This is a genomic window from Tardiphaga sp. 709 (assembly GCF_032401055.1).
Taxonomy (GTDB): domain Bacteria; phylum Pseudomonadota; class Alphaproteobacteria; order Rhizobiales; family Xanthobacteraceae; genus Tardiphaga.
The window spans coordinates 5,078,595-5,097,954 of the sequence record NZ_CP135529.1; the positions used below are offsets into that span (position 1 = coordinate 5,078,595).

Sequence of the window (19,360 nt, forward strand, 5' to 3'; positions counted from 1 at the left end):
ACCGCGGTAACTCTTGGCCTTCGAATACCGCGAGGCCGCGATGACGACACTCCCCTTCGATATCCTGAATATGTTCGGTGAGACCATCATGAAGGTGGTCCCGATCACACTGGCTCTGGCCGTGGTCTTTACGGTGCTGACGCATTTCTGGGCCTGCAATCCCGGCAAGCACTGGTGGCGCAAGACGGAGATCGTAACCGACGTGGTCTACTGGTTCTTCGTGCCGCTGATCACCCGCGTCGTGCGGATCGGACTCCTCGTGGTCGGCGCTGCCGTCGTCTTCAATATTCACGATGCCGATGAACTGATCGCCTTCTACGACAATGGCCACGGGCCGCTGGCGCAGATGCCGCTCTGGGTACAGGCGATCTTCTTCCTCGTGGCGTCCGACTTCATGCTGTACTGGCTGCACCGGATGTATCACGGCGGCGGATTCTGGAAATACCACGCGATCCATCACTCGTCGGAAGAGGTGGACTGGATCTCCGCTGCACGGTTTCATCCGGTCAACCTGTTTCTCGGTACCGTCGCCGTCGACGTGCTGCTATTGATGGCGGGTATCTCGCCGAACATCATGCTGTGGGTCGGACCGTTCACGACCTTCCACTCGGCTTTCGTGCACGCCAATCTGAACTGGACCCTCGGGCCGTTCAAATATGTGCTGGCGACGCCGGTGTTTCATCGTTGGCACCACACCTCGCAGGAGCGCGGCGGCAACACCAATTTCGCCGGCACGTTTCCGATCTGGGACATCATGTTCGGGACCTTCCGCATGCCGAAGGGCGAACTGCCGGACAATTACGGTGTTGATGGCGAGCCGTTGCCCACTGAATTCACCGGCCAGCTGGTCTATCCGTTCAAGCAGTAGGGCGCTCTTCCTTCTCTCTCCCCCAAGCGGCGGAGCCACGGCGCATTGCTAAACAATGCTTGAGGGAGGGATGCATCTGGCGCCTGTGCGTCGTTGCGCATTCAAAGTCAAACAGCCACTGCGCTTCAGACATGCGTCATCACCCCTGTTGTTTGCGGCGCGGGGGCGCCGTCGTGTCTTGCATTCCCACCCTCCTGTGAGAGGGCGTGCGGAACGCCAGGTGCCCGTTGCACCCTTGGGCCTGATGCGAATGCGGTCTTCCGCAATTGAGCGTGCATCAGGACTTTCGGAGGCGCCGAGCAAGTGCCCGACGTTCCGCATACGGTGTTTTTTCAGCCTGCTTGCACTTTGCCTTGGCGAACGGTCCGATCACCAAAATGATGGTCCCACGGCGGAGGGACAGGGAGCCTCAAGCGAGTAAGCCGGACGCGTTTCGATTTGGTCGTCCGTCACACTGTCCAGGGGTCTTTCCATCTCAAGGCCGGCCGTCTCCTTGCCAGTGGCAGTGCTGGCGCAGATCCGTCCTGCCCGAAGACAGACGTCACCCCATGAACCGCGTAACGCCGCATCTCCGGCGTCCACCGCATCCCACCCCGCGAACGTGACGATCGCGATCGCCCCTCTCGGTGGGGCAGGACGAAGGGAATATAAACCTTTTGGGGATGTTGTCAACGGAAAATAGGAAAAATGTTCGGGTGCTGCTTGCCGCCCCACACTGTCATTCCGGGGCGGCTGCGCGCCTTCGCGCAGACGAACCTCAGCCACTCCAATTGGTGTGGTTGGGAATCTCGACCTGTTCAGCGCAAAACACACCGAGATTCCGGGTTCGCGTCCGGCAAGTGCGGGCAGCGCCCCGGAATGACGAGCTTGGATCAGGATTCTCTGCCACTCCAATTGGAGTGCTGAGGTTCGAACTGCAGTGGCTTCGCCGCCTTCGTGCGCCCTCAGGCAAACCAATTGGTTTGCCGGGCAATGGCCCGTCAATCTAGGCTTCCTAAGCCGGGACAGCGTCCATCATGCACCCCGCCACCGCCGTTTCCAGTTCCTTCATCAATTAACGGCACATTTGCCATGTCGGGCGCCGGCACCGCTGCGTATCTGCTTTTGTCGGCTTGTATCGTCCCGGAGTACAGGATGTCGTTTCAGTCGAAGCGCGCGCGGATGCGTGCGGTGTTTGTGGCCCGTGCCTTGGTGGCAGGGACCATGCTGTTGCCGGTGGGCGGTCTTGCGGCCCCTGCGGACGATCTGATCGCGGTCAGCGTCGATCAGGCCAAGCTCGTCAAATTTCCTGAGAAGATCGCCACCATTGTGGTCGGCAACCCCCTGATTGCAGATGTGACGCTACAGCCCGGCGGCATGGTCGTGGTGACCGGCAAGGGCTATGGCGCCACCAATGTGATCGCAATGGATCGTACGGGCGCTGTCCTGATGGATCGGCTGGTTCAGGTCGAAGGTCCGACCGACAAACTCGTCACCGTCTATCGTGGTGTCGAGCGTGAGACTTATACCTGTACGCCGGAATGTCAGCGACGCGTGAGGCTGGGTGACGGTGAGACCTTCTTCAGATCCGCGATTGGGCAGGCCGGGACTCTCAGTACTCAGGCCATAACGGCAGGAAATGCCGCCAGGCTCAACAACTGACCTGTGATCTCGTAAACGCGCAAATGGTGCCGCATCCCATGCGGTATCGTTCAGCGGAGACATGGTCAACAGTGGGTTAACCCATCGAGCCGTCTTGTCTCGATCCGGCGAAACACTTCAACAATCTGTTTCCGATACATCTCGGTGGTAGCTATTTCCTATCACCGAGGCACTTGCAGATGCTGTTACCGCTGATCTCGATGGCGATGCTCGCCAGGCGGCTGCGCCGCTTCGGCCACGACAGCGGCGGCTCGGCCGCAGTCGAATTCGCGATGATCGCGCCGATCTTTTTCGCGCTGATTTTCGCCATCATGGAAACCGGCATGGTGTTTCTGGCGGGGCAGGTCCTTGAAACCGGCGTCCAGGATGCTGCGCGGTCGGTTTATACGTGTTCCGCTGCAGCTACAGCCGTCGATTTCAAGACGTCGATCTGCGCGCGCGCATCGGCATTGATGGATTGCACCAAGCTCGACATCGATGTGCGGTCATACGATCCCGGCACCGCGATCACGATTTCGGATCCGATCGACGCCAGCGGCAACTATGTGTCGACGAATCTCGTCTACCAGCCGCCGGCCTGTCCGACCAGCAAGACGGTGGTCGTGCGCGGCTTCTATCAGTGGCCGCTTTATGTGACTGGCCTGGGCTACAATATCGCCAATATCAGTCGTGGAACGACGAGCAGCAAGCGCCTGCTGGCCGCGACGGCGGCTACCGGGCCGCAGTGATGGCAGGGATCGGGACAATGCGCGTGCGTATGGCAGCACTGGCAGCCTGGCGACAGGCCTTGCTGTTGCGAGACGATACGAGAGGCGTCTCCGCGGTCGAGTTCGCGATGATCATTCCGCTGATGTTCCTGATGTTCTTCGGCATGCTGGATGTTTCCAACGGTTTTGCCGTTGATCGCAAGGTCAGCCAGATCTCACAGGGGCTGGCCGATCTTGCGTCGCGCTACACGACGCTGGCGGAAACCGATGTCTCGAATTTCTTCATCATCGCCGATGCGATGCTGACGCCTTATGACAAGACGCAGCTCAAGGCGTCGATCAGTCAGGTCTATATCGATCCGTCGACCAAGATCGCCAAGGTGGTGTGGACGCGCGGCGATTTTCCCACCGGGAAAGTGAATGGCAATGATGTGGTCAGGAAAGTGAACGATATCGTATCGGTTCCCACCAATCTGATCGTCAAGGACGCCAATGGGAACTATCTGCCGAACCAGTATCTGATCCTCGGCGAGGCCAACTATACATACGTGCCGACGATCGGCTGGGTCGTGCCGAAGGGCGGGCTCACGCTGTCCGATGCGATGTACACGCGACCGCGTCAAACCTCATGCGTCGTGATGGTGACGAGCTGCACGCCGTAATTTGCGATCATGCGCCGCGTATTTGTAGTTGCAGCGAACGATCGTCGATCCAGTTTTTGGATCATGCTTCAGCAAAAAGGCCGCGCTCAAGAGCGCGGCCTTTTCGTATTCAGTCGATCAGTTCGCAAGCATCAAGCTTGCGAGTGACGTTTAGCCTGCGGCGCGGAGATTGTCGGCCGACGACTTGCCGGAACGACGGTCAGCAACGATTTCGTAGCTGATCTTCTGGCCTTCACGCAGGGTGCCGAGACCGGCACGCTCAACGGCGCTGATGTGAACGAACACGTCGTTGCCACCATCGTCCGGCTGAATGAAGCCGAAGCCCTTGGTCGCGTTAAACCACTTCACTGTTCCCATGCTCATGGGGGTAGTCCCTTCTCAAAGATATAGTGTAGCCCACGCAACAAATGTGGGCTGGTGACATCGAATTTTTGGAAGGGTCGTCAGTCTAGACCGGCTGCACCGGGGGATAGATAATGTCGTCCGGCCGAAAATCGATTAACTCATATTAGGGGAAGCGCCCCCTCAAAACAATCCTGACGCGCACGATTTTTTGATTGCGCACGAACGGTCAGGAACGCTTACCCATCCGCGCATCGCGAGTGATCCGATGCGCGGATGGGTTGTCGTTGCGCTTTAAACTGTCGACAGTTTAAACGCTGGATGCGCTTAGCGGCGACGGAACTGACCGCGCGGCGGTGCGCCACGCGGAGGACCGCCGGGACGCTCGTCCTTGTGGCGGAAAATCAGACGACCCTTTTCGAGATCGTAAGGCGACATCTCGATGGTCACGCGGTCGCCGGCCAGCGTCTTGATGCGGTTCTTCTTCATCTTGCCGGCGGTGTAGGCGACGATTTCGTGTCCTGCGTCCAATTGCACGCGATAGCGTGCATCGGGGAGGATTTCGGTCACCAGTCCTTCGAACTGGATCAGCTCTTCTTTGGCCATTGTTAGCTCCAGATCGATCGGCTGTTAGCGTGGCCGCTGGGTGCGGTTCGGGGTTGTATTCGGTCGGCTTTCGCGGTGCAGGAAGGCAACGCCCTGCATCCCTTCTTTAGTCGCGGTTCCAGCCTGGTTGGCCGGACGTGAGATCGGCTCATGCCGTGCATTCTCGTGTCTCGCATTCTCGTTCCGACCATGATCGCGGTTCGGCTGCGATGCGCCGCCGTTGCCGCCATGAGGGCGACGACGATTGCGCGCGTTCTTGCCGGGCGCTCCGTCATTGCTGCGTGGTGCGTGCGGGGCGGAGCGACCGTTGCGCTGACCGCCACGGTTCTGGGAAGGCGACGGCCCCACGTCGTTGCGGCCTGGGGTGCGGCGGTCTTCCTTCGGAAGCGAAATGCGGATCAGCTTTTCAATATCGCGCAGATACGCCATTTCCTCGCCCGCGCAAAGCGAGATTGCGATGCCTTCGCGTCCGGCACGGGCCGTACGGCCGATTCGGTGGACATAGGTTTCCGGGATATTCGGCAGGTCGAAGTTCACCACATGGGTGATGCCGTCGACGTCGATGCCGCGGGCGGCGATGTCGGTGGCCACTAGGGTGCGGATTTCGCCGGTGCGGAACTGGGCCAGCGTACGCTCGCGATGGTTCTGCGACTTGTTGCCGTGGATCGCGGCGGCGGCGATGCCGGCGCGCTCGAGGCCCTTCACGACCTTGTCGGCGCCGTGCTTGGTGCGGGTGAACACCAGTGCGCGATCGACCGTCTCGGTCTTGAGGATCTGGGCGAGGATCGTCGGCTTGGCGGAGTGATCGACCAGCATGATCCGCTGGCTGATGCGCTCCACGGTGGAGGCAACCGGGGTCACCGCAACGCGGGCCGGATCCTTGAGCATTGCTTCGGCAAGATCGGCGATGTCCTTCGGCATGGTGGCCGAGAAGAACAGCGTCTGGCGCTTGATCGGGAGCTTGGCGACGACTTTGCGGATGTCGTTGATGAAGCCCATGTCGAGCATGCGGTCGGCTTCGTCGAGCACCAGGAACTCAACCATGTTGAGCTTGAGGCCGTTGCTCTGCACGAGGTCGAGCAGGCGGCCCGGGGTTGCGACGAGGACGTCCACGCCCTGCATCAGCGAACGGACCTGACGGCCCATCGGCACGCCGCCGATGGCCAGCGCCGATGCGAGGTGCATATGGCGGCCATAGGCGTTGAACGAGTCGAGGATCTGGCCGGAGAGTTCGCGGGTCGGGCTCAGCACCAGCACGCGGCAGGTCTTCGGCTGCGGCTTGATGCGGTTCTCGAGCAGGCGGTGAAGGATAGGAAGCGCGAAGGAAGCGGTCTTGCCGGTACCGGTCTGGGCGATGCCGATCACGTCCTTGCCGGTGATGGCAATCGGGATGGTCTGGGCCTGGATCGGGGTCGGGGTGGTGTAGTTTTCTTCTTTAAGCGCACGGGTGATGGGATCGGCGAGGCCGAATTCCTGAAAGGTGGTCAAAAGATTAATCTTTCCAAAGTGAAAGCAGGCGCCCGGCCATGATTCAAAGACCATGGGGCCAGGGAGCGCGCGAGTGTGTCTGGGACACCCGCGTGTTTGGGGCGTCAGTTCTGGTTAGCTGAAGGGGCAAGCCAGAAACCGTCGAACTGCCCTGAGGAGATCAGAGTAAAGACGGGATCAGAACACGCGGCTCGCAAGGACCTGATGATTCTCTAGGTCGTTCGATTGATATGGAACAGCAAGGCGGCGGATTCAAGGTCAATCGGCGTGAGGGTTAAAACCAGCGACAAAATACCGCTGCATGAAATTTAGACATGAGGCAATTTTTGGTGATTATTTAAGCTGATTGCCGTGTGCATGATCAATTTTTCTGCACAAAAAATAAACAGGCCAGCCTCAGCGTTTTGCGAAAATCGGAAACCAGCGAACAATCCCAAGCACTTAACGTGTGTTCCGGGGCTGGCACACTTCTTGCGATCTCCTTAACGCGCCGGCCGTGGGGCCGTTCCGCATTGATTTCGTCTGCGTCAGGGAGAGACCGCACATGATTACCAATTTGACTCACGCTATAGCCAAGCCGATTTCGCGCCGGAGCCTGATGGCTGCCGCGACGGGTCTGGCTCTGGGCCTGTCGGCATTTTCGCCGGCCAAAGCCGCAGACGACACCATCAAGGTCGGCGTTCTGCACTCGCTGTCGGGCACCATGGCGATTTCCGAGACCACGCTGAAAGATACCGTGCTGTTCATGATCGATCAGCAGAACAAGAAGGGCGGCGTGAACGGCAAGAAGCTCGAAGCCGTGGTGGTCGATCCCGCATCGAACTGGCCGCTGTTCGCCGAAAAGGCGCGCGAGCTGATCACCAAGGACAAGGTTGCCGTCGTGTTCGGCTGCTGGACCTCGGTGTCGCGCAAGTCGGTTCTCCCGGTGTTCAAGGAACTGAACAACATCCTGTTCTATCCCGTGCAGTACGAGGGCGAAGAGTCCGAGCGTAACGTGTTCTACACGGGCGCCGCTCCGAACCAGCAGGCGATCCCGGCGGTCGACTACCTGATGAAGGACGAGAAGGTGAAGCGCTGGGTGCTGGCCGGCACCGACTACGTCTATCCGCGCACCACGAACAAGATTCTCGAAGCCTACTTGAAGTCGAAGGGCGTCAAGCAGGAAGACATCATGATCAACTACACGCCGTTTGGTCATAGTGACTGGCAGACGATCGTGGCCGACATCAAGAAGTTCGGCTCGGCCGGCAAGAAGACCGCCGTGGTCTCGACCATCAATGGCGATGCCAACGTTCCATTCTACAAGGAGCTCGGCAACCAGGGCATCAAGGCGACCGACATTCCGGTGGTTGCGTTCTCGGTGGGTGAAGAAGAACTCGCCGGCATCGACACCAAGCCGCTGCTCGGCCATCTCGCGGCCTGGAACTACTTCCAGTCGATCAAGAGCCCTGAGAACGAGAAGTTCATCAAGGAATGGCAGGCCTTCACCAAGAATCCGAAGCGCGTGACCAACGACCCGATGGAAGCCACCGTGATCGGCTTCAACATGTGGGTGAAGGCGGTCGAGAAGGCCAAGTCGATCGAAGCCGACAAGGTCATCGACGCTCTGCCCGGTATCGAAGCCAAGAACCTGACCGGCGGTACCTCGAAGATGCTGCCGAACCACCACATCACCAAGCCGGTGTTCATTGGCGAGATCAAGGCCAATGGCCAGTTCGACGTGGTCTGGAAGACCCCCGCGCTGGTGGCTGGCGATGCATGGTCGAAGGAGCTCGACGGCTCCAAGGACCTGATCGGCGACTGGGTCGGCAAGAAGTGCGGCAACTTCAACACCAAGACCAACAAGTGCGGCGGTCAGGGTTCCTGATCTCGCTCTGAGGTTCTGTGTTCTCCATCATTGCGGGCATTTTCCGCCCGCAATGATGATCCTCCCGAGACTCTTCTGACACGAGACTCCCAAAACTGGAGAAGGCGGTGAATCCGTCGCCTTCTCTTTTTTCTTCGGCCGGGGTTTTCCAGTGACTGATCTCCTTTATCGTTTCCGCGCGATCGCTGTTGCATTTCTGCTGATAGGCGCGACCGCTATTCCGGCCTTTGCGGGTCCTTTCGAGGATGCCGTCGCCAAATTCGCCAATGATGATTTCTCCGATAGCGACGAAGCCGTGGGCATCATCGCAACCTCGGGCAATCCGCAGGCTTTCGCTGTGATCACCGCGCTGCAGGAAGGCCGCCTCTCCGCCGATCCCGACAGCAAGAAGGTTTATCTCACCGGCACCGACGGCAAGGTCACCGACGCCGCGACCGGCGAGGCCGTTGCCGAAGTGCCGGCCAGTGCCGCAGCGGTGCGCCTCAACAATCGTCTTCGCCGCAACATCGAATCCGCACTGGGCGGGCTCACGCTGATGTCGCCCGATCCCGCCAAGCGCATCGCCTCGGCGCAGTCGGTGTTCAAGAGCCACGAAACTACGATGCTGCCGGTGATCGAGACCGCGCTGGAGAAAGAAACCAACAAGGCCGCCAAACAGGCCTTCACCGAGGCCCGTGCTGCCATCCTGCTCTACAAGGAAGATGCGACCGAGGCCGAGAAGATCGAATCCATCGCCATCATCAAGGGGCGCGGCGATCAGGACGCGCTGGCGCTACTCACCAGCCTGCCTGGCGACCAGACCATCGGCGTTGCGCGCAGCGCGGCCAGCGCCGTCACGGCGATCAACAGCCGGCAGACACTGTGGTCGATCGGTCAGAACGCCTGGTATGGATTGTCGCTCGGCTCGGTTCTCCTGCTCGCCGCCATCGGTCTCGCCATCACCTTCGGCGTGATGGGCGTCATCAACATGGCGCATGGCGAGATGGTGATGATCGGCGCCTATGTCACCTTCGTGGTGCAGGACGTGATCCGCACCAGCTATCCTGGCCTGTTCGATTATTCGCTGCTGATGGCGGTCCCGCTGGCCTTCATCGTCGCCGGTCTCCTCGGCATCGTCATCGAGCGCACCATCATCCGCTTCCTCTATGGCCGTCCGCTGGAAACGCTGCTGGCGACCTGGGGGCTGTCGCTGGTGCTGCAACAGGCGGTGCGCACCATGTTCGGCCCGACCAATCGTGAGGTCGGTAATCCCTCCTGGATGTCTGGCGCATTCGAGCTGGGTCAGCTCACCATCACTTATAACCGGCTCTGGATCCTGTGCTTCACGCTTGCCGTGTTCGCGATCCTGCTGGCCATGCTGCGTTACACCTCAATTGGACTTGAGATGCGCGCGGTGACCCAGAACCGCCGTATGGCGGCGTCCATGGGCATCGCGACCTCGCGTGTGGATGCGCTGACTTTCGGCCTCGGCTCCGGCATTGCAGGCATTGCCGGCGTGGCGCTGTCGCAGATCGACAACGTGTCGCCCAATCTGGGCCAGAGCTACATCATCGACTCATTCATGGTCGTGGTGTTCGGCGGCGTCGGCAATCTGTGGGGTACGCTGGTCGGCGCGTTCTCGCTCGGCATCGCCAACAAGTTCCTGGAGCCGGTCGCAGGCGCCGTGCTTGGCAAGATCGCCATCCTGGTGCTGATCATCCTGTTCATTCAGAAACGGCCGCGCGGTCTGTTCGCGCTCAAGGGCAGGGCGATCGAAGCATGACGCCGCATTTCCTCACCCGCACGCTGGACCGCAGCGCCACGATCTTCCTGCTGATCGTCGCCGCCGTCGGCATTCTCATTCCGCTGTCGAACCTGCTGCTGCCGGCGGATTCGCCGCTGCAGGTGCCGACCTATCTGATGGCGCTGTTCGGCAAATATGTCTGCTACGCCATTCTCGCGCTCTCGATCGATCTGATCTGGGGCTATTGCGGCATTCTCTCGCTCGGTCACGGTGCCTTCTTCGCGCTCGGCGGCTATGCCATGGGCATGTATCTGATGCGCCAGATCGGTTCGCGCGGCGTTTACGGCAATCCGCTACTGCCGGACTTCATGGTGTTCCTGAACTACAAGGCGCTGCCGTGGTATTGGTATGGCTTCGACATGTTCTGGTTCGCAGCGGCGATGGTGCTGATCGCACCGGGCATCCTCGCTTTCGTGTTCGGCTGGCTCACCTTCCGCTCGCGCGTGTCGGGCGTGTATCTGTCGATTATTACCCAGGCCATGACCTATGCGCTGCTACTGGCCTTCTTCCGTAACGATTTCGGTTTCGGCGGCAATAACGGCCTGACCGATTTCAAGGACATCCTCGGATTCAACGTGCAGGCCGACGGCACGCGTGCGGCGCTGTTCGCGCTGAGCTGTCTGGCGCTGATCGTCGGCTTCCTCGTCTGCCGCGCCATCGTGACCTCGAAGCTCGGCAAGGTGCTGATCGCCATACGTGACGCGGAATCCCGCACAAGATTTTTGGGCTATCGCGTCGAATCCTACAAGCTGTTCGTGTTCACGCTGTCGGCCTGCATGGCCGGCGTTGCAGGTGCGCTCTATGTGCCGCAGGTGGGCATCATCAATCCCGGTGAATTCGCCCCGGCGAATTCGATTGAAGCAGTCATCTGGGTCGCGGTCGGCGGCCGTGGCACGCTGGTCGGCGCGGCGCTCGGCGCGGTCGTGGTCAACTACGCCAAGACGGTGTTCACATCGGGCGCCCTTGCTCCCTACTGGCTGTTCATGCTCGGTGCGCTGTTCATTCTCGTGACGTTGCTGCTGCCCAAGGGCATCATCGGCACCTTCAATGCGTGGTCGGAAAGCCGCAAAGCCAGCAATAGCGCGAATGCCGATAGCGCCGCAGCGGAAGATGGCGTCACCAAACCTCATCTGGCGGAGAAGGCGTGATGACCGTGATTGAAACGCCAGCCCCCACAACGCCGGCCTCCCACGCGCCTGCCGTGATCGATCCCGTGGTCGCAGCACGCGAGGCGGAAGCGCGCCAGAAGCGCATCACCTCGGCGCAGCTCTATCTCGACGGCGTCCATGTCTCGTTCGACGGCTTCCATGCCATCAACAACCTGTCGATGGTGCTGGCACCTGGCGAGATGCGCGCCATCATCGGCCCCAACGGCGCTGGCAAGACCACGATGATGGACATCATCACCGGCAAGACCAAGCCGGACGAGGGCGACGTCTATTTCGACGGCACCCATGATCTCACGCTGCTCGACGAGACCAAGATCGCCGAGCTCGGCATCGGCCGCAAATTTCAGAAGCCGACAGTGTTCGAGAGCCAGACGATTTACGACAATCTGCTGCTGGCGCTGAATGTCGATCACTCCGTGCGCGGCACGCTGTTCTGGCGCGGCAGCCGGGGCGAAGCCGAACGCATCGACAAGGTGCTGGAGACAATCCGTCTCACGGACTCGCGCGATCGGCTCGCCGGCAATCTCTCGCATGGCCAGAAGCAGTGGCTCGAAATCGGCATGCTGCTGGCGCAGGATCCGAAGCTGCTGCTGGTGGACGAGCCCGTCGCGGGCATGACCGACGTCGAGACGCATCAGACCGCCGAACTGCTGAAAGCAATCAACCGCGACAACAAGACCGTCATGGTGGTCGAGCACGACATGACCTTCGTGCGCGAACTCGGCGTCAAGGTGACATGTCTGCATGAAGGCACGGTGCTGGCCGAAGGCACCATCGACGATGTGTCGACCAATGACCGCGTGGTCGAAGTGTATCTGGGGCGATAGAGTATGCTCAAAGTCGACAATATCAGCCTCTATTACGGCGCAGCGCAGGCCCTGCGCGGCGTCACCGTTTCGGCGGAGCCGGGTAAGGTCACCTGTGTCCTCGGCCGCAACGGTGTCGGCAAGACCTCGCTGCTGCGCGCCATGGTCGGCCAGCAGGCGATTTCGTCAGGTTCGATCACCTTCGACGGCCAGGATATCTCGACGCTGAAGCCGTTCGAGCGGGCGCGGCGTGGTATTTCCTTCGTGCCGCAGGGGCGCGAGATCTTCCCGCTGCTCACGGTGGAGGAGAACCTCAAGACCGGTTATGCGCCGCTGAAGCGCGCCGACCGCAATATTCCCGACGACGTGTTCTCGCTGTTTCCGGTGCTGAACTCGATGCTCGGTCGGCGCGGCGGCGATCTCTCCGGCGGCCAGCAGCAGCAGCTTGCCATCGGCCGTGCGCTGGTGATGCGACCGAAGCTCCTGCTGCTGGATGAGCCGACTGAAGGCATCCAGCCCTCGATCATCAAGGATATCGGCCGCGCCATTTCCTATCTGCGCTCGCTCGGCAATATCGCTATCGTCCTCGTGGAACAGTATCTCGACTTTGCCTGCGAACTCGGCGACAACTTCGCCGTGATGGATCGCGGCGCGGTGAAATACACCTGTGACCGCAGCACGCTCGATCCCGCCGAAATCAGCCGCCAGATGGCGCTGTAACGCGGGCTCAAAGCCGGAGAGTGCATGCAGGCTGACAACACCACGCTGTCGCCCTCGGCGATCTTCGCCGCCAACCGTGCCCGCGGCGCGGTGAGGTTCGACGTGCATCTGGTGGAGGGCAAGACTCGCCGCCGCCAGCTACATGAATCCGGCTCGCTGCGCGTGCGCTTTCCGTCCCCTGAAGATCACGGCCTGTCGGCGATGTTCGTCAACACCGCCGGCGGTGCGGCCGGCGGCGACCGCTTCAATATCGATATCGCGGCCGGCGAGGGCGCGCGCCTGACAGTGACCACGGCGGCCGCCGAGAAGGTCTATCGCTCGCATGGTCCCGCGGCCGAAATCAATATCGCGCTGAAGGCCGAAGCCGGCGCGCATCTGTCCTGGCTGCCGCAGGAAACCATCCTGTTCGACCAAGCCCGCACCATCAGGCGCATCGATATCGATCTGGCCGATCGCGCGACGCTTTTGCTTTGCGAGATCGTGGTGTTCGGTCGTGCGGCCATGGGCGAGGTGATGCAGACGGGGTCTTTCGTCGACCGCTGGCGCCTGCGCCGCGGCGGCAGGCTGGTGTTCGCGGAAAACGTGCGGCTGGATGGTGATATCGCCGCGAAACTGGCGCGACCGGCCATCGGACATGGCGCCGTGGCGATTGGCACGGCGCTCATCGTGCCCGGTGACGAGGCGCTCATTGAGCGGCTACACGAAGCCACGGATGGCGCCGGCGGCGAAGTCGGTATCTCCTGCTGGAACGGCTTTGCAATGGCCCGCTTCTGTGCACAAGATGCGGCCAAGCTGCGCGCCGACATGATGGCGGTGCTCGGGCGATCAGGCGCGATGCTGCCGCGCATGTGGTTGAACTAAACTTACAGAGACCTGCCGATGAATCTCTCCCCCCGCGAAAAAGACAAGCTCCTGATCTCGATGGCCGCCATCGTGGCGCGCCGCCGGCTGGAGCGCGGCGTCAAGCTCAACCATCCCGAGGCCATCGCCATCATCTCCGATTTCATCGTTGAGGGTGCGCGCGACGGCCGTACCGTTGCCGAGCTGATGAAATCCGGCGCCGAGGTCATCACCCGCGCGCAATGCATGGACGGCATCGCCGAGATGATCCACGACATTCAGGTGGAAGCGACGTTCCCCGACGGGACCAAGCTTGTCACTGTCCATGAACCCATTCGTTGAGGCCTCACATGATCCCCGGCGAACTCTTCATCCAGGACGGCGAGATCGAGCTCAATGCTGGGCGCAAGACCGTGACATTGACTGTGGCGAATTCCGGCGACCGACCGATCCAGGTCGGCTCGCACTACCACTTTTTTGAAACCAATCCGGCGCTGAAATTCGACCGCAAGAAAGCCCGCGGCATGCGGCTCGATATCGCCGCCGGCACGGCGGTCCGCTTCGAGCCCGGCCAGAGTCGCGACGTGCAGCTGGTGGAGCTCGCCGGCAAGCGCACGGTTTATGGCTTCCGCGGCGATGTGATGGGGAAGCTCTGAGCGCCTAGCCGCCGGCGCTGTCCATCATGAACGAGCGGAAGTATCGATCGATGGCCAGCGATATCAGGACGATCGAGACGAACAGAAGACAGCTGTACAATGACCAACGTCCGATTTCGTTACGAAACGATCGGATGCCGAGGATCACGAACCAGATGCCCAGAGCGATGCTGAACCAGTTGAACCAGGTGATGAGGACAGCCTCGGCAGCGTCCAGTTCGGCAATGAAGCCGTCGGGAAATCCGAGCCACATGACGCGGGTCAGGTATAGCCAGAACGTCAGCGCGAACAGCAGGCACGCCGCAGCAAATGGATAGACGTTCTTCCATCTCACGATATCGGTCTCCGTGTCAGATCCCGACGCCGCGCGCCTTGTTGGGGTGCGCGAAGTTATGGAAGTCGCGGGTCACGCCGTCAATGAACGAAGACGCAAGCTACGCACTGATCGGGATGTCCGCATCCCCGGCGGCATCGCTGCGTTCGAATCCACTCTCCTCATCTTCCATCGTCGGGAAGGCCTGATCTCATGCCCGTGAAAATCAAACGCTCCGTCTATGCGGACATGTTCGGCCCGACCACCGGCGATCGCGTACGGCTCGCCGACACCGATCTGATCATCGAGGTGGAGAAGGACTTCACCATCTATGGCGAGGAGGTGAAGTTCGGCGGCGGCAAGGTGATCCGCGACGGTATGGGGCAGTCGCAGGCGACACGCGCGCAGGGCGCTGTCGATACCGTCATCACCAACGTGCTGATCGTCGATCACTGGGGCATCGTGAAGGCCGACGTCGCCCTCAAGGGCGGCATGGTCCACGCCATCGGCAAGGCCGGCAATCCCGACATCCAGCCGGGCGTGACCATCAATGTCGGCCCCGGCACCGACGTCATCGCGGGTGAAGGAAAAATCCTCACCGCCGGCGGCTTCGATAGCCATATCCATTTCATCTGTCCGCAGCAGATCGAGCACGCGCTGATGTCGGGCGTCACCTCGATGCTCGGGGGCGGCACCGGCCCGTCGCACGGCACCTTTGCGACGACCTGCACGCCCGGCCCATGGCATATCGCGCGGATGATCCAGTCCTTCGATGCGTTCCCGGTCAATCTCGGCATTTCCGGCAAGGGCAATGCCTCGAAGCCCGCGCCGCTGGTGGAAATGATCAATGCCGGTGCCTGTGCGCTGAAGCTGCACGAGGACTGGGGCACCACGCCCGCCGCGATCGACAACTGCCTCAGCGTCGCCGACGACTACGACGTGCAGGTGATGCTGCATTCCGACACGCTGAACGAGTCGGGTTTTGTCGAAGACACGATCAAGGCCTTCAAGGGCCGCACCATCCACGCCTTCCACACCGAAGGTGCCGGTGGCGGTCATGCCCCTGATATCATCAAGGTCGCGGGCCTCAAGAACGTGCTGCCGTCGTCGACCAATCCGACGCGGCCATTCACCCGCAATACCATCGATGAGCATCTGGACATGCTGATGGTGTGCCACCATCTCGATCCGTCGATTGCGGAAGATCTTGCGTTTGCCGAAAGCCGCATCCGCAAGGAGACGATCGCTGCCGAAGACATCCTGCACGATCTCGGCGCGCTCTCGATGATGTCGTCGGACAGTCAGGCCATGGGCCGGCTCGGCGAAGTGATCATCCGGACCTGGCAGACCGCCGACAAGATGAAGAAGCAGCGCGGCTCGCTGAAGGAAGACAAGGGCAACAACGACAATTTTCGCGTCAAGCGCTACATCGCGAAATACACCATCAATCCGGCGATTGCGCATGGTGTGTCGAAGCTGATCGGCTCGGTGGAGAAGGGTAAGATGGCTGACCTTGTGTTGTGGTCGCCGGCGTTCTTCGGCGTCAAACCTGATCTCGTCATCAAGGGTGGCTCGATCGTGGCGGCGCCGATGGGCGATCCGAACGCGTCGATCCCGACGCCGCAGCCGGTGCACTACCAGCCGATGTTCGGCGCCTTCGGTCGCGCGCTGACGCAGTCGTCGGTGGTGTTCACATCGGGTGCGGCGGTGGCCGGCGGTCTCGCCAAGAAGCTCGGCATCCAGAAATCGCTCTATGCGGTTGAGAATGTCCGCGACGGCATCTCGAAGAAAAGCATGATCCATAACGGTGCGACGCCGAAGATCGAGGTGGATTCGGAGACCTATGAGGTGAGGGCGGATGGCGAGCTTTTGACCTGCGAGCCGGCGGAAGTTCTGCCGATGGCGCAGAGGTACTTTATGTATTGAGGTGAATGGTCTCCCTCCCCCAAGCAGCGTAGCTGCGCAGTGGGGTCTGGCGGACGAATTCGTCCACCATGGGTCCGCCGATAGGCGGGGGTGGGGCGCCGCCCCACGTGAGGACAGCGCCACCCGTCACGATGCTCGCTGAACGCTCGCAGTTGTGCCACCCTCCCCAGTCGCTTCGCTCCGGGGAGAGAGAAGAAAGAGCCCTTCAATCTCGCATCATAACGCCCTAATGTCCGTCCCGGCATCCTTAGCCATAACAACAAACCGGGAGGACTCCCCTTGATCTACGTCGTTGCCACTTTGTCCGTGAAACCCGAAGCCCGCGCCGAACTGATGGAAGCTGCCAAAGCTTGTATCGCCGAGACCCGCAAGGAAGCGGGTAACATTGCCTATGATCTGCACGAGAGCGTCACCGATCCGACCCGCATGGTGTTCGTCGAGCAATGGGAGAATGCCGAGGCGCTGGTGCCGCACCGGACACAGGAACATATGAAGACCTTCGGCCGCGTCGCGGTGAAATGCTTCAGCGCGCCTCCGAAGATCGAAATCATCACCCCGGCTGACGTCGTGGTGCGCTAGAGCATGATCCCGAAAGGGGGGCACCGGTTTTCACCGACAAACGAGATCGTTTGTCGAGAGATTATGCTCAAACAAAAAAGCTGAACGAGAGATTCCATGATCCGCGCGACTGAAGTCAAAGGCCAATACAACTGGAAAGAGGCGGCGGTAGACACCGTCGTTCTCGACTTTGACGACCGTCATCGTCGCCGCATGGCGATGACGGGGACGCGCGGACTGGAATTCCTGCTCGATCTCGAAAACGCCGTCGCCTTGCGCGGCGGCGATGCCTTGGTGCTGGAAGACGGCCGCCTTATCGAGGTGGTCGCCGCACCGGAGCCGCTGATCGAGATCCGTGGTACCGATCCCGGCCATCTGGTGCGGCTCGCCTGGCATCTCGGCAACCGCCATCTGCCGACGCAGATCATGGCCAAGGGGCTGCGCATCCGCAGCGACCATGTGATCGAGGAGATGGTGAGGGGTCTCGGCGCGCGGGTGATCGAGATCGAAGCTCCGTTCGATCCCGAAGGCGGGGCCTATGCCGCTGCGCATGAGCCGGCCGGACATGGGCATCACGGTCATCACGATCATGCTCATCACGATCATGGACATGATCATCATGGCCACGATCACGGCGAACATGACCATCGTCACCAGGCGCATGGTCATGCCGAGCATGTCCATGACGAGCATTGCGGTCACGATCACGATCATCACCATGATCACGACAGCAAGCACGACCACCATCGTCACTCTCATGCTCATGACCACAAATAGACCGGCGGACACTAGTTCGCTGAACGACTCTCCCGCCTTGTCTGCCGACGAAGGCGCTGCGCTGTACCGGCTGATGACCTGGCTGTCGCCGGCTTTTCCTGTCGGCGCGTTTTCCTATTCCAGCGGTATCGAATGGGCGGTGGAAGCAGGGGACATCACCAATGCCGCCAGCCTGCAGGACTGGTTGTCGGCGATGCTGTCCGATGGCGCAGGGTTTTGCGATGGCGTGTTTCTCGCTCATGTGCACCGCGCGGCATCTGACGGCGACGACAAGGCATTGCGTGAGGTTGCCGAACTCGCCAGCGCCTTCGCGCCATCAAGGGAACGTCAGCTGGAGACCACCACGCAAGGCAAGGCCTTCATCGAGATCGCACGTAATGCCTGGTCGCATGAGGGTATGGAGCGGCTGATCGCGATATGCGACAGCCCGATCGTCTATCCCGTTGCCGTCGGGCTTGTGAGCGCCGCCCATGGTGTGCCGCTCTCCGCAACGATGCATGGCTTTTTCCACGCGGTGGTCTCGAACTGGATTTCCGCTGGCGCGCGGCTGGTGCCGCTCGGTCAGACCGACAGCCAGCGCGCACTTGCAGCGCTGGAGCCCGTCGTCGTGACCACAGGCCATCGCGCCATGGCCGCATCCCTCGACGATCTCGGCGGCGCGACATTCCGCTCTGATATCGCCGGCATGCGTCACGAGACGCAGTATACGCGGCTGTTCAGGTCATGAGTGTCAGCGTCTTGCACACAGACCTCATGGTGAGGAGCGCGCCGCTTGGCGCGCGTCTCGAACCATGATGAGATTGTGGCCATCCCCAGCGAATGGCTTTGCCATTCGCAAGGAGACGCGCTCGAAGCCGAGCGCTCCTCAGGATGAGGACCGTTATTTTATCTTCAACCCGGAGAGCATTTGATATGTCCAGTTTTCACGGTCCGCTCCGCGTCGGTATTGGCGGTCCTGTCGGCTCCGGCAAGACCGCGCTGATGGATCTGCTGTGCAAGACCATGCGCGAGCGCTACGACATCGCGGCCATCACCAATGACATCTACACGAAGTGGGACGCCGAATATCTGGTGCGCTCGGGCTCGCTGACAGCGGATCGCATTGCTGGCGTCGAAACTGGCGGCTGTCCGCATACGGCGATCCGCGAGGACGCCTCGATGAACCTCGCCGCCGTCGCCGACATGCGCGTCAAGTTTCCCGATCTCGACATGGTGCTGATCGAATCCGGCGGCGACAACCTCGCGGCGACCTTCTCGCCGGAACTGGCCGATATCACCATCTACGTCATCGACGTCGCGGCCGGCGACAAGATCCCCTCAAGGGGGGGCCGGGCATCACGCGCTCGGACCTGCTGGTGATCAACAAGATCGACCTTGCGCCCTATGTCGGGGCTTCGCTCGAGAAGATGGACGTCGATGCCAAACGGATGCGCGGGGTCAGGCCCTTCGTGATGACCAATATGAAGACGCGGGAAGGTCTCGACCGGATTATCTCATTCATTGAGAGCAAGGGCGGTCTTAAGGCCAAGGCAGTCGCCTGAAACTTGTGAATAAGGCCTCTGCCGTAGTCTCACGAGCGGGCTTCGACTTGAGGCGTTCATATCGAGTTGGCTATAACGACGGGCTGGTCG

General features: G+C 60.9%; 20 protein-coding genes and 1 pseudogene. 17 read left to right on the forward strand and 4 right to left on the reverse strand.

Annotation, left to right across the window (positions count from 1 at the left end):
- Positions 1-40: 40 nt before the first annotated feature.
- From RSO67_RS24655 to RSO67_RS24670, 4 genes are all read left to right on the forward strand, one after another.
- The gene (locus tag RSO67_RS24655; RefSeq protein ID WP_315840977.1) at positions 41-868 is read left to right on the forward strand and encodes a sterol desaturase family protein; all 828 of its coding nucleotides are present in this window, start codon (positions 41-43) and stop codon (positions 866-868) included.
- A gap of 1,134 nt (positions 869-2,002) precedes the next feature.
- Entirely contained in the window at positions 2,003-2,509 is a 507-nt protein-coding gene (locus tag RSO67_RS24660; protein ID WP_315840978.1) for a pilus assembly protein N-terminal domain-containing protein, read from the forward strand.
- Positions 2,510-2,688: 179 nt separating this feature from the next.
- The gene (locus RSO67_RS24665) at positions 2,689-3,237 is read left to right on the forward strand and encodes a TadE/TadG family type IV pilus assembly protein (protein WP_315840979.1); all 549 of its coding nucleotides are present in this window, start codon (positions 2,689-2,691) and stop codon (positions 3,235-3,237) included.
- Between the two features lie 17 nt (positions 3,238-3,254).
- The gene (locus tag RSO67_RS24670) at positions 3,255-3,878 is read left to right on the forward strand and encodes a TadE/TadG family type IV pilus assembly protein (RefSeq protein ID WP_315840980.1); all 624 of its coding nucleotides are present in this window, start codon (positions 3,255-3,257) and stop codon (positions 3,876-3,878) included.
- 150 nt (positions 3,879-4,028) lie between these two features.
- Here RSO67_RS24670 and RSO67_RS24675 read toward each other — a convergent pair whose 3' ends face one another.
- From RSO67_RS24675 to RSO67_RS24685, 3 genes are all read right to left on the reverse strand, one after another.
- Positions 4,029-4,241, reverse strand: a complete 213-nt coding sequence (locus tag RSO67_RS24675; RefSeq protein ID WP_011474122.1) for a cold-shock protein — start codon at positions 4,239-4,241, stop codon at positions 4,029-4,031.
- Between the two features lie 306 nt (positions 4,242-4,547).
- Positions 4,548-4,826 (reverse strand): translation initiation factor IF-1, encoded by a 279-nt coding sequence (gene infA, locus RSO67_RS24680; RefSeq protein ID WP_068733922.1) that lies wholly within the window; start codon positions 4,824-4,826, stop codon positions 4,548-4,550.
- 24 nt (positions 4,827-4,850) lie between these two features.
- A complete protein-coding gene (locus RSO67_RS24685; protein ID WP_089261529.1) occupies positions 4,851-6,368 on the reverse strand; it encodes a DEAD/DEAH box helicase in 1,518 nt (505 codons plus the stop codon).
- 490 nt (positions 6,369-6,858) lie between these two features.
- Between RSO67_RS24685 and urtA the strand changes: the two genes are divergently transcribed.
- From urtA to RSO67_RS24725, 8 genes are all read left to right on the forward strand, one after another.
- Positions 6,859-8,181, forward strand: coding sequence for an urea ABC transporter substrate-binding protein (gene urtA, locus RSO67_RS24690; RefSeq protein ID WP_092149862.1), 1,323 nt, complete (start codon positions 6,859-6,861; stop codon positions 8,179-8,181).
- A 151-nt stretch (positions 8,182-8,332) separates the two neighbouring features.
- Entirely contained in the window at positions 8,333-9,943 is a 1,611-nt protein-coding gene (urtB, locus tag RSO67_RS24695) for an urea ABC transporter permease subunit UrtB (protein ID WP_315840981.1), read from the forward strand.
- Positions 9,940-11,112: an urea ABC transporter permease subunit UrtC gene (gene urtC / locus RSO67_RS24700; protein ID WP_315840982.1), complete on the forward strand. Its 1,173-nt coding sequence runs from the start codon at positions 9,940-9,942 to the stop codon at positions 11,110-11,112. The genes urtB and urtC overlap by 4 nt, the downstream gene beginning before the upstream one ends.
- Positions 11,112-11,960 carry an urea ABC transporter ATP-binding protein UrtD gene (urtD, locus tag RSO67_RS24705; protein ID WP_315840983.1) on the forward strand — a complete coding sequence of 283 codons (849 nt, stop codon included), beginning with the start codon at positions 11,112-11,114 and terminating at the stop codon, positions 11,958-11,960. Before urtC ends, urtD begins: the two co-directional genes overlap by 1 nt.
- Positions 11,961-11,963: 3 nt before the next feature.
- Entirely contained in the window at positions 11,964-12,659 is a 696-nt protein-coding gene (gene urtE, locus RSO67_RS24710) for an urea ABC transporter ATP-binding subunit UrtE (protein ID WP_068733931.1), read from the forward strand.
- 24 nt (positions 12,660-12,683) lie between these two features.
- The gene (locus tag RSO67_RS24715) at positions 12,684-13,520 is read left to right on the forward strand and encodes an urease accessory protein UreD (RefSeq protein WP_315840984.1); all 837 of its coding nucleotides are present in this window, start codon (positions 12,684-12,686) and stop codon (positions 13,518-13,520) included.
- 18 nt (positions 13,521-13,538) lie between these two features.
- Positions 13,539-13,841 (forward strand): urease subunit gamma, encoded by a 303-nt coding sequence (locus RSO67_RS24720; RefSeq protein ID WP_068733936.1) that lies wholly within the window; start codon positions 13,539-13,541, stop codon positions 13,839-13,841.
- An 8-nt stretch (positions 13,842-13,849) separates the two neighbouring features.
- Positions 13,850-14,155: an urease subunit beta gene (locus RSO67_RS24725; RefSeq protein WP_231077862.1), complete on the forward strand. Its 306-nt coding sequence runs from the start codon at positions 13,850-13,852 to the stop codon at positions 14,153-14,155.
- 4 nt (positions 14,156-14,159) lie between these two features.
- On the opposite strand, the gene RSO67_RS24730 is transcribed toward RSO67_RS24725, so the two are convergent.
- On the reverse strand, positions 14,160-14,489 hold the full coding sequence (locus RSO67_RS24730; protein ID WP_315840985.1) for a hypothetical protein: 330 nt from the start codon (positions 14,487-14,489) through the stop codon (positions 14,160-14,162).
- A 192-nt stretch (positions 14,490-14,681) separates the two neighbouring features.
- Between RSO67_RS24730 and ureC the strand changes: the two genes are divergently transcribed.
- From ureC to ureG, 5 genes and pseudogenes are all read left to right on the forward strand, one after another.
- Positions 14,682-16,394 carry an urease subunit alpha gene (gene ureC / locus RSO67_RS24735; RefSeq protein WP_068733942.1) on the forward strand — a complete coding sequence of 571 codons (1,713 nt, stop codon included), beginning with the start codon at positions 14,682-14,684 and terminating at the stop codon, positions 16,392-16,394.
- Between the two features lie 279 nt (positions 16,395-16,673).
- Positions 16,674-16,973, forward strand: a complete 300-nt coding sequence (locus RSO67_RS24740) for a putative quinol monooxygenase (protein ID WP_315840986.1) — start codon at positions 16,674-16,676, stop codon at positions 16,971-16,973.
- Positions 16,974-17,069: 96 nt separating this feature from the next.
- Positions 17,070-17,729, forward strand: a complete 660-nt coding sequence (locus tag RSO67_RS24745; protein ID WP_315840987.1) for an urease accessory protein UreE — start codon at positions 17,070-17,072, stop codon at positions 17,727-17,729.
- Positions 17,710-18,456, forward strand: a complete 747-nt coding sequence (locus tag RSO67_RS24750) for an urease accessory protein UreF (RefSeq protein WP_410001913.1) — start codon at positions 17,710-17,712, stop codon at positions 18,454-18,456. Before RSO67_RS24745 ends, RSO67_RS24750 begins: the two co-directional genes overlap by 20 nt.
- 254 nt (positions 18,457-18,710) lie before the next feature.
- Positions 18,711-19,270, forward strand: a pseudogene (gene ureG, locus RSO67_RS24755) (urease accessory protein UreG).
- Positions 19,271-19,360: the final 90 nt, after the last annotated feature.

Bases quoted from the DNA above. Each gene is read 5' to 3' on its own strand.
- RSO67_RS24685 (WP_089261529.1), bottom strand. From the start codon at position 6,368: ATGGTCTTTGAATCATGGCCGGGCGCCTGCTTTCACTTTGGAAAGATT.
- RSO67_RS24675 (WP_011474122.1), bottom strand. From the start codon at position 4,241: ATGAGCATGGGAACAGTGAAGTGGTTTAACGCGACCAAGGGCTTCGGC.
- RSO67_RS24750 (WP_410001913.1), top strand. From the start codon at position 17,710: ATGCTCATGACCACAAATAGACCGGCGGACACTAGTTCGCTGAACGAC.
- urtA (WP_092149862.1), top strand. From the start codon at position 6,859: ATGATTACCAATTTGACTCACGCTATAGCCAAGCCGATTTCGCGCCGG.
- RSO67_RS24715 (WP_315840984.1), top strand. From the start codon at position 12,684: ATGCAGGCTGACAACACCACGCTGTCGCCCTCGGCGATCTTCGCCGCC.
- RSO67_RS24720 (WP_068733936.1), top strand. From the start codon at position 13,539: ATGAATCTCTCCCCCCGCGAAAAAGACAAGCTCCTGATCTCGATGGCC.
- infA (WP_068733922.1), bottom strand. From the start codon at position 4,826: ATGGCCAAAGAAGAGCTGATCCAGTTCGAAGGACTGGTGACCGAAATC.
- RSO67_RS24725 (WP_231077862.1), top strand. From the start codon at position 13,850: ATGATCCCCGGCGAACTCTTCATCCAGGACGGCGAGATCGAGCTCAAT.
- urtE (WP_068733931.1), top strand. From the start codon at position 11,964: ATGCTCAAAGTCGACAATATCAGCCTCTATTACGGCGCAGCGCAGGCC.
- RSO67_RS24745 (WP_315840987.1), top strand. From the start codon at position 17,070: ATGATCCGCGCGACTGAAGTCAAAGGCCAATACAACTGGAAAGAGGCG.
- RSO67_RS24670 (WP_315840980.1), top strand. From the start codon at position 3,255: ATGCGCGTGCGTATGGCAGCACTGGCAGCCTGGCGACAGGCCTTGCTG.
- urtD (WP_315840983.1), top strand. From the start codon at position 11,112: ATGACCGTGATTGAAACGCCAGCCCCCACAACGCCGGCCTCCCACGCG.
- RSO67_RS24655 (WP_315840977.1), top strand. From the start codon at position 41: ATGACGACACTCCCCTTCGATATCCTGAATATGTTCGGTGAGACCATC.
- RSO67_RS24660 (WP_315840978.1), top strand. From the start codon at position 2,003: ATGTCGTTTCAGTCGAAGCGCGCGCGGATGCGTGCGGTGTTTGTGGCC.
- ureC (WP_068733942.1), top strand. From the start codon at position 14,682: ATGCCCGTGAAAATCAAACGCTCCGTCTATGCGGACATGTTCGGCCCG.
- urtC (WP_315840982.1), top strand. From the start codon at position 9,940: ATGACGCCGCATTTCCTCACCCGCACGCTGGACCGCAGCGCCACGATC.
- RSO67_RS24665 (WP_315840979.1), top strand. From the start codon at position 2,689: ATGCTGTTACCGCTGATCTCGATGGCGATGCTCGCCAGGCGGCTGCGC.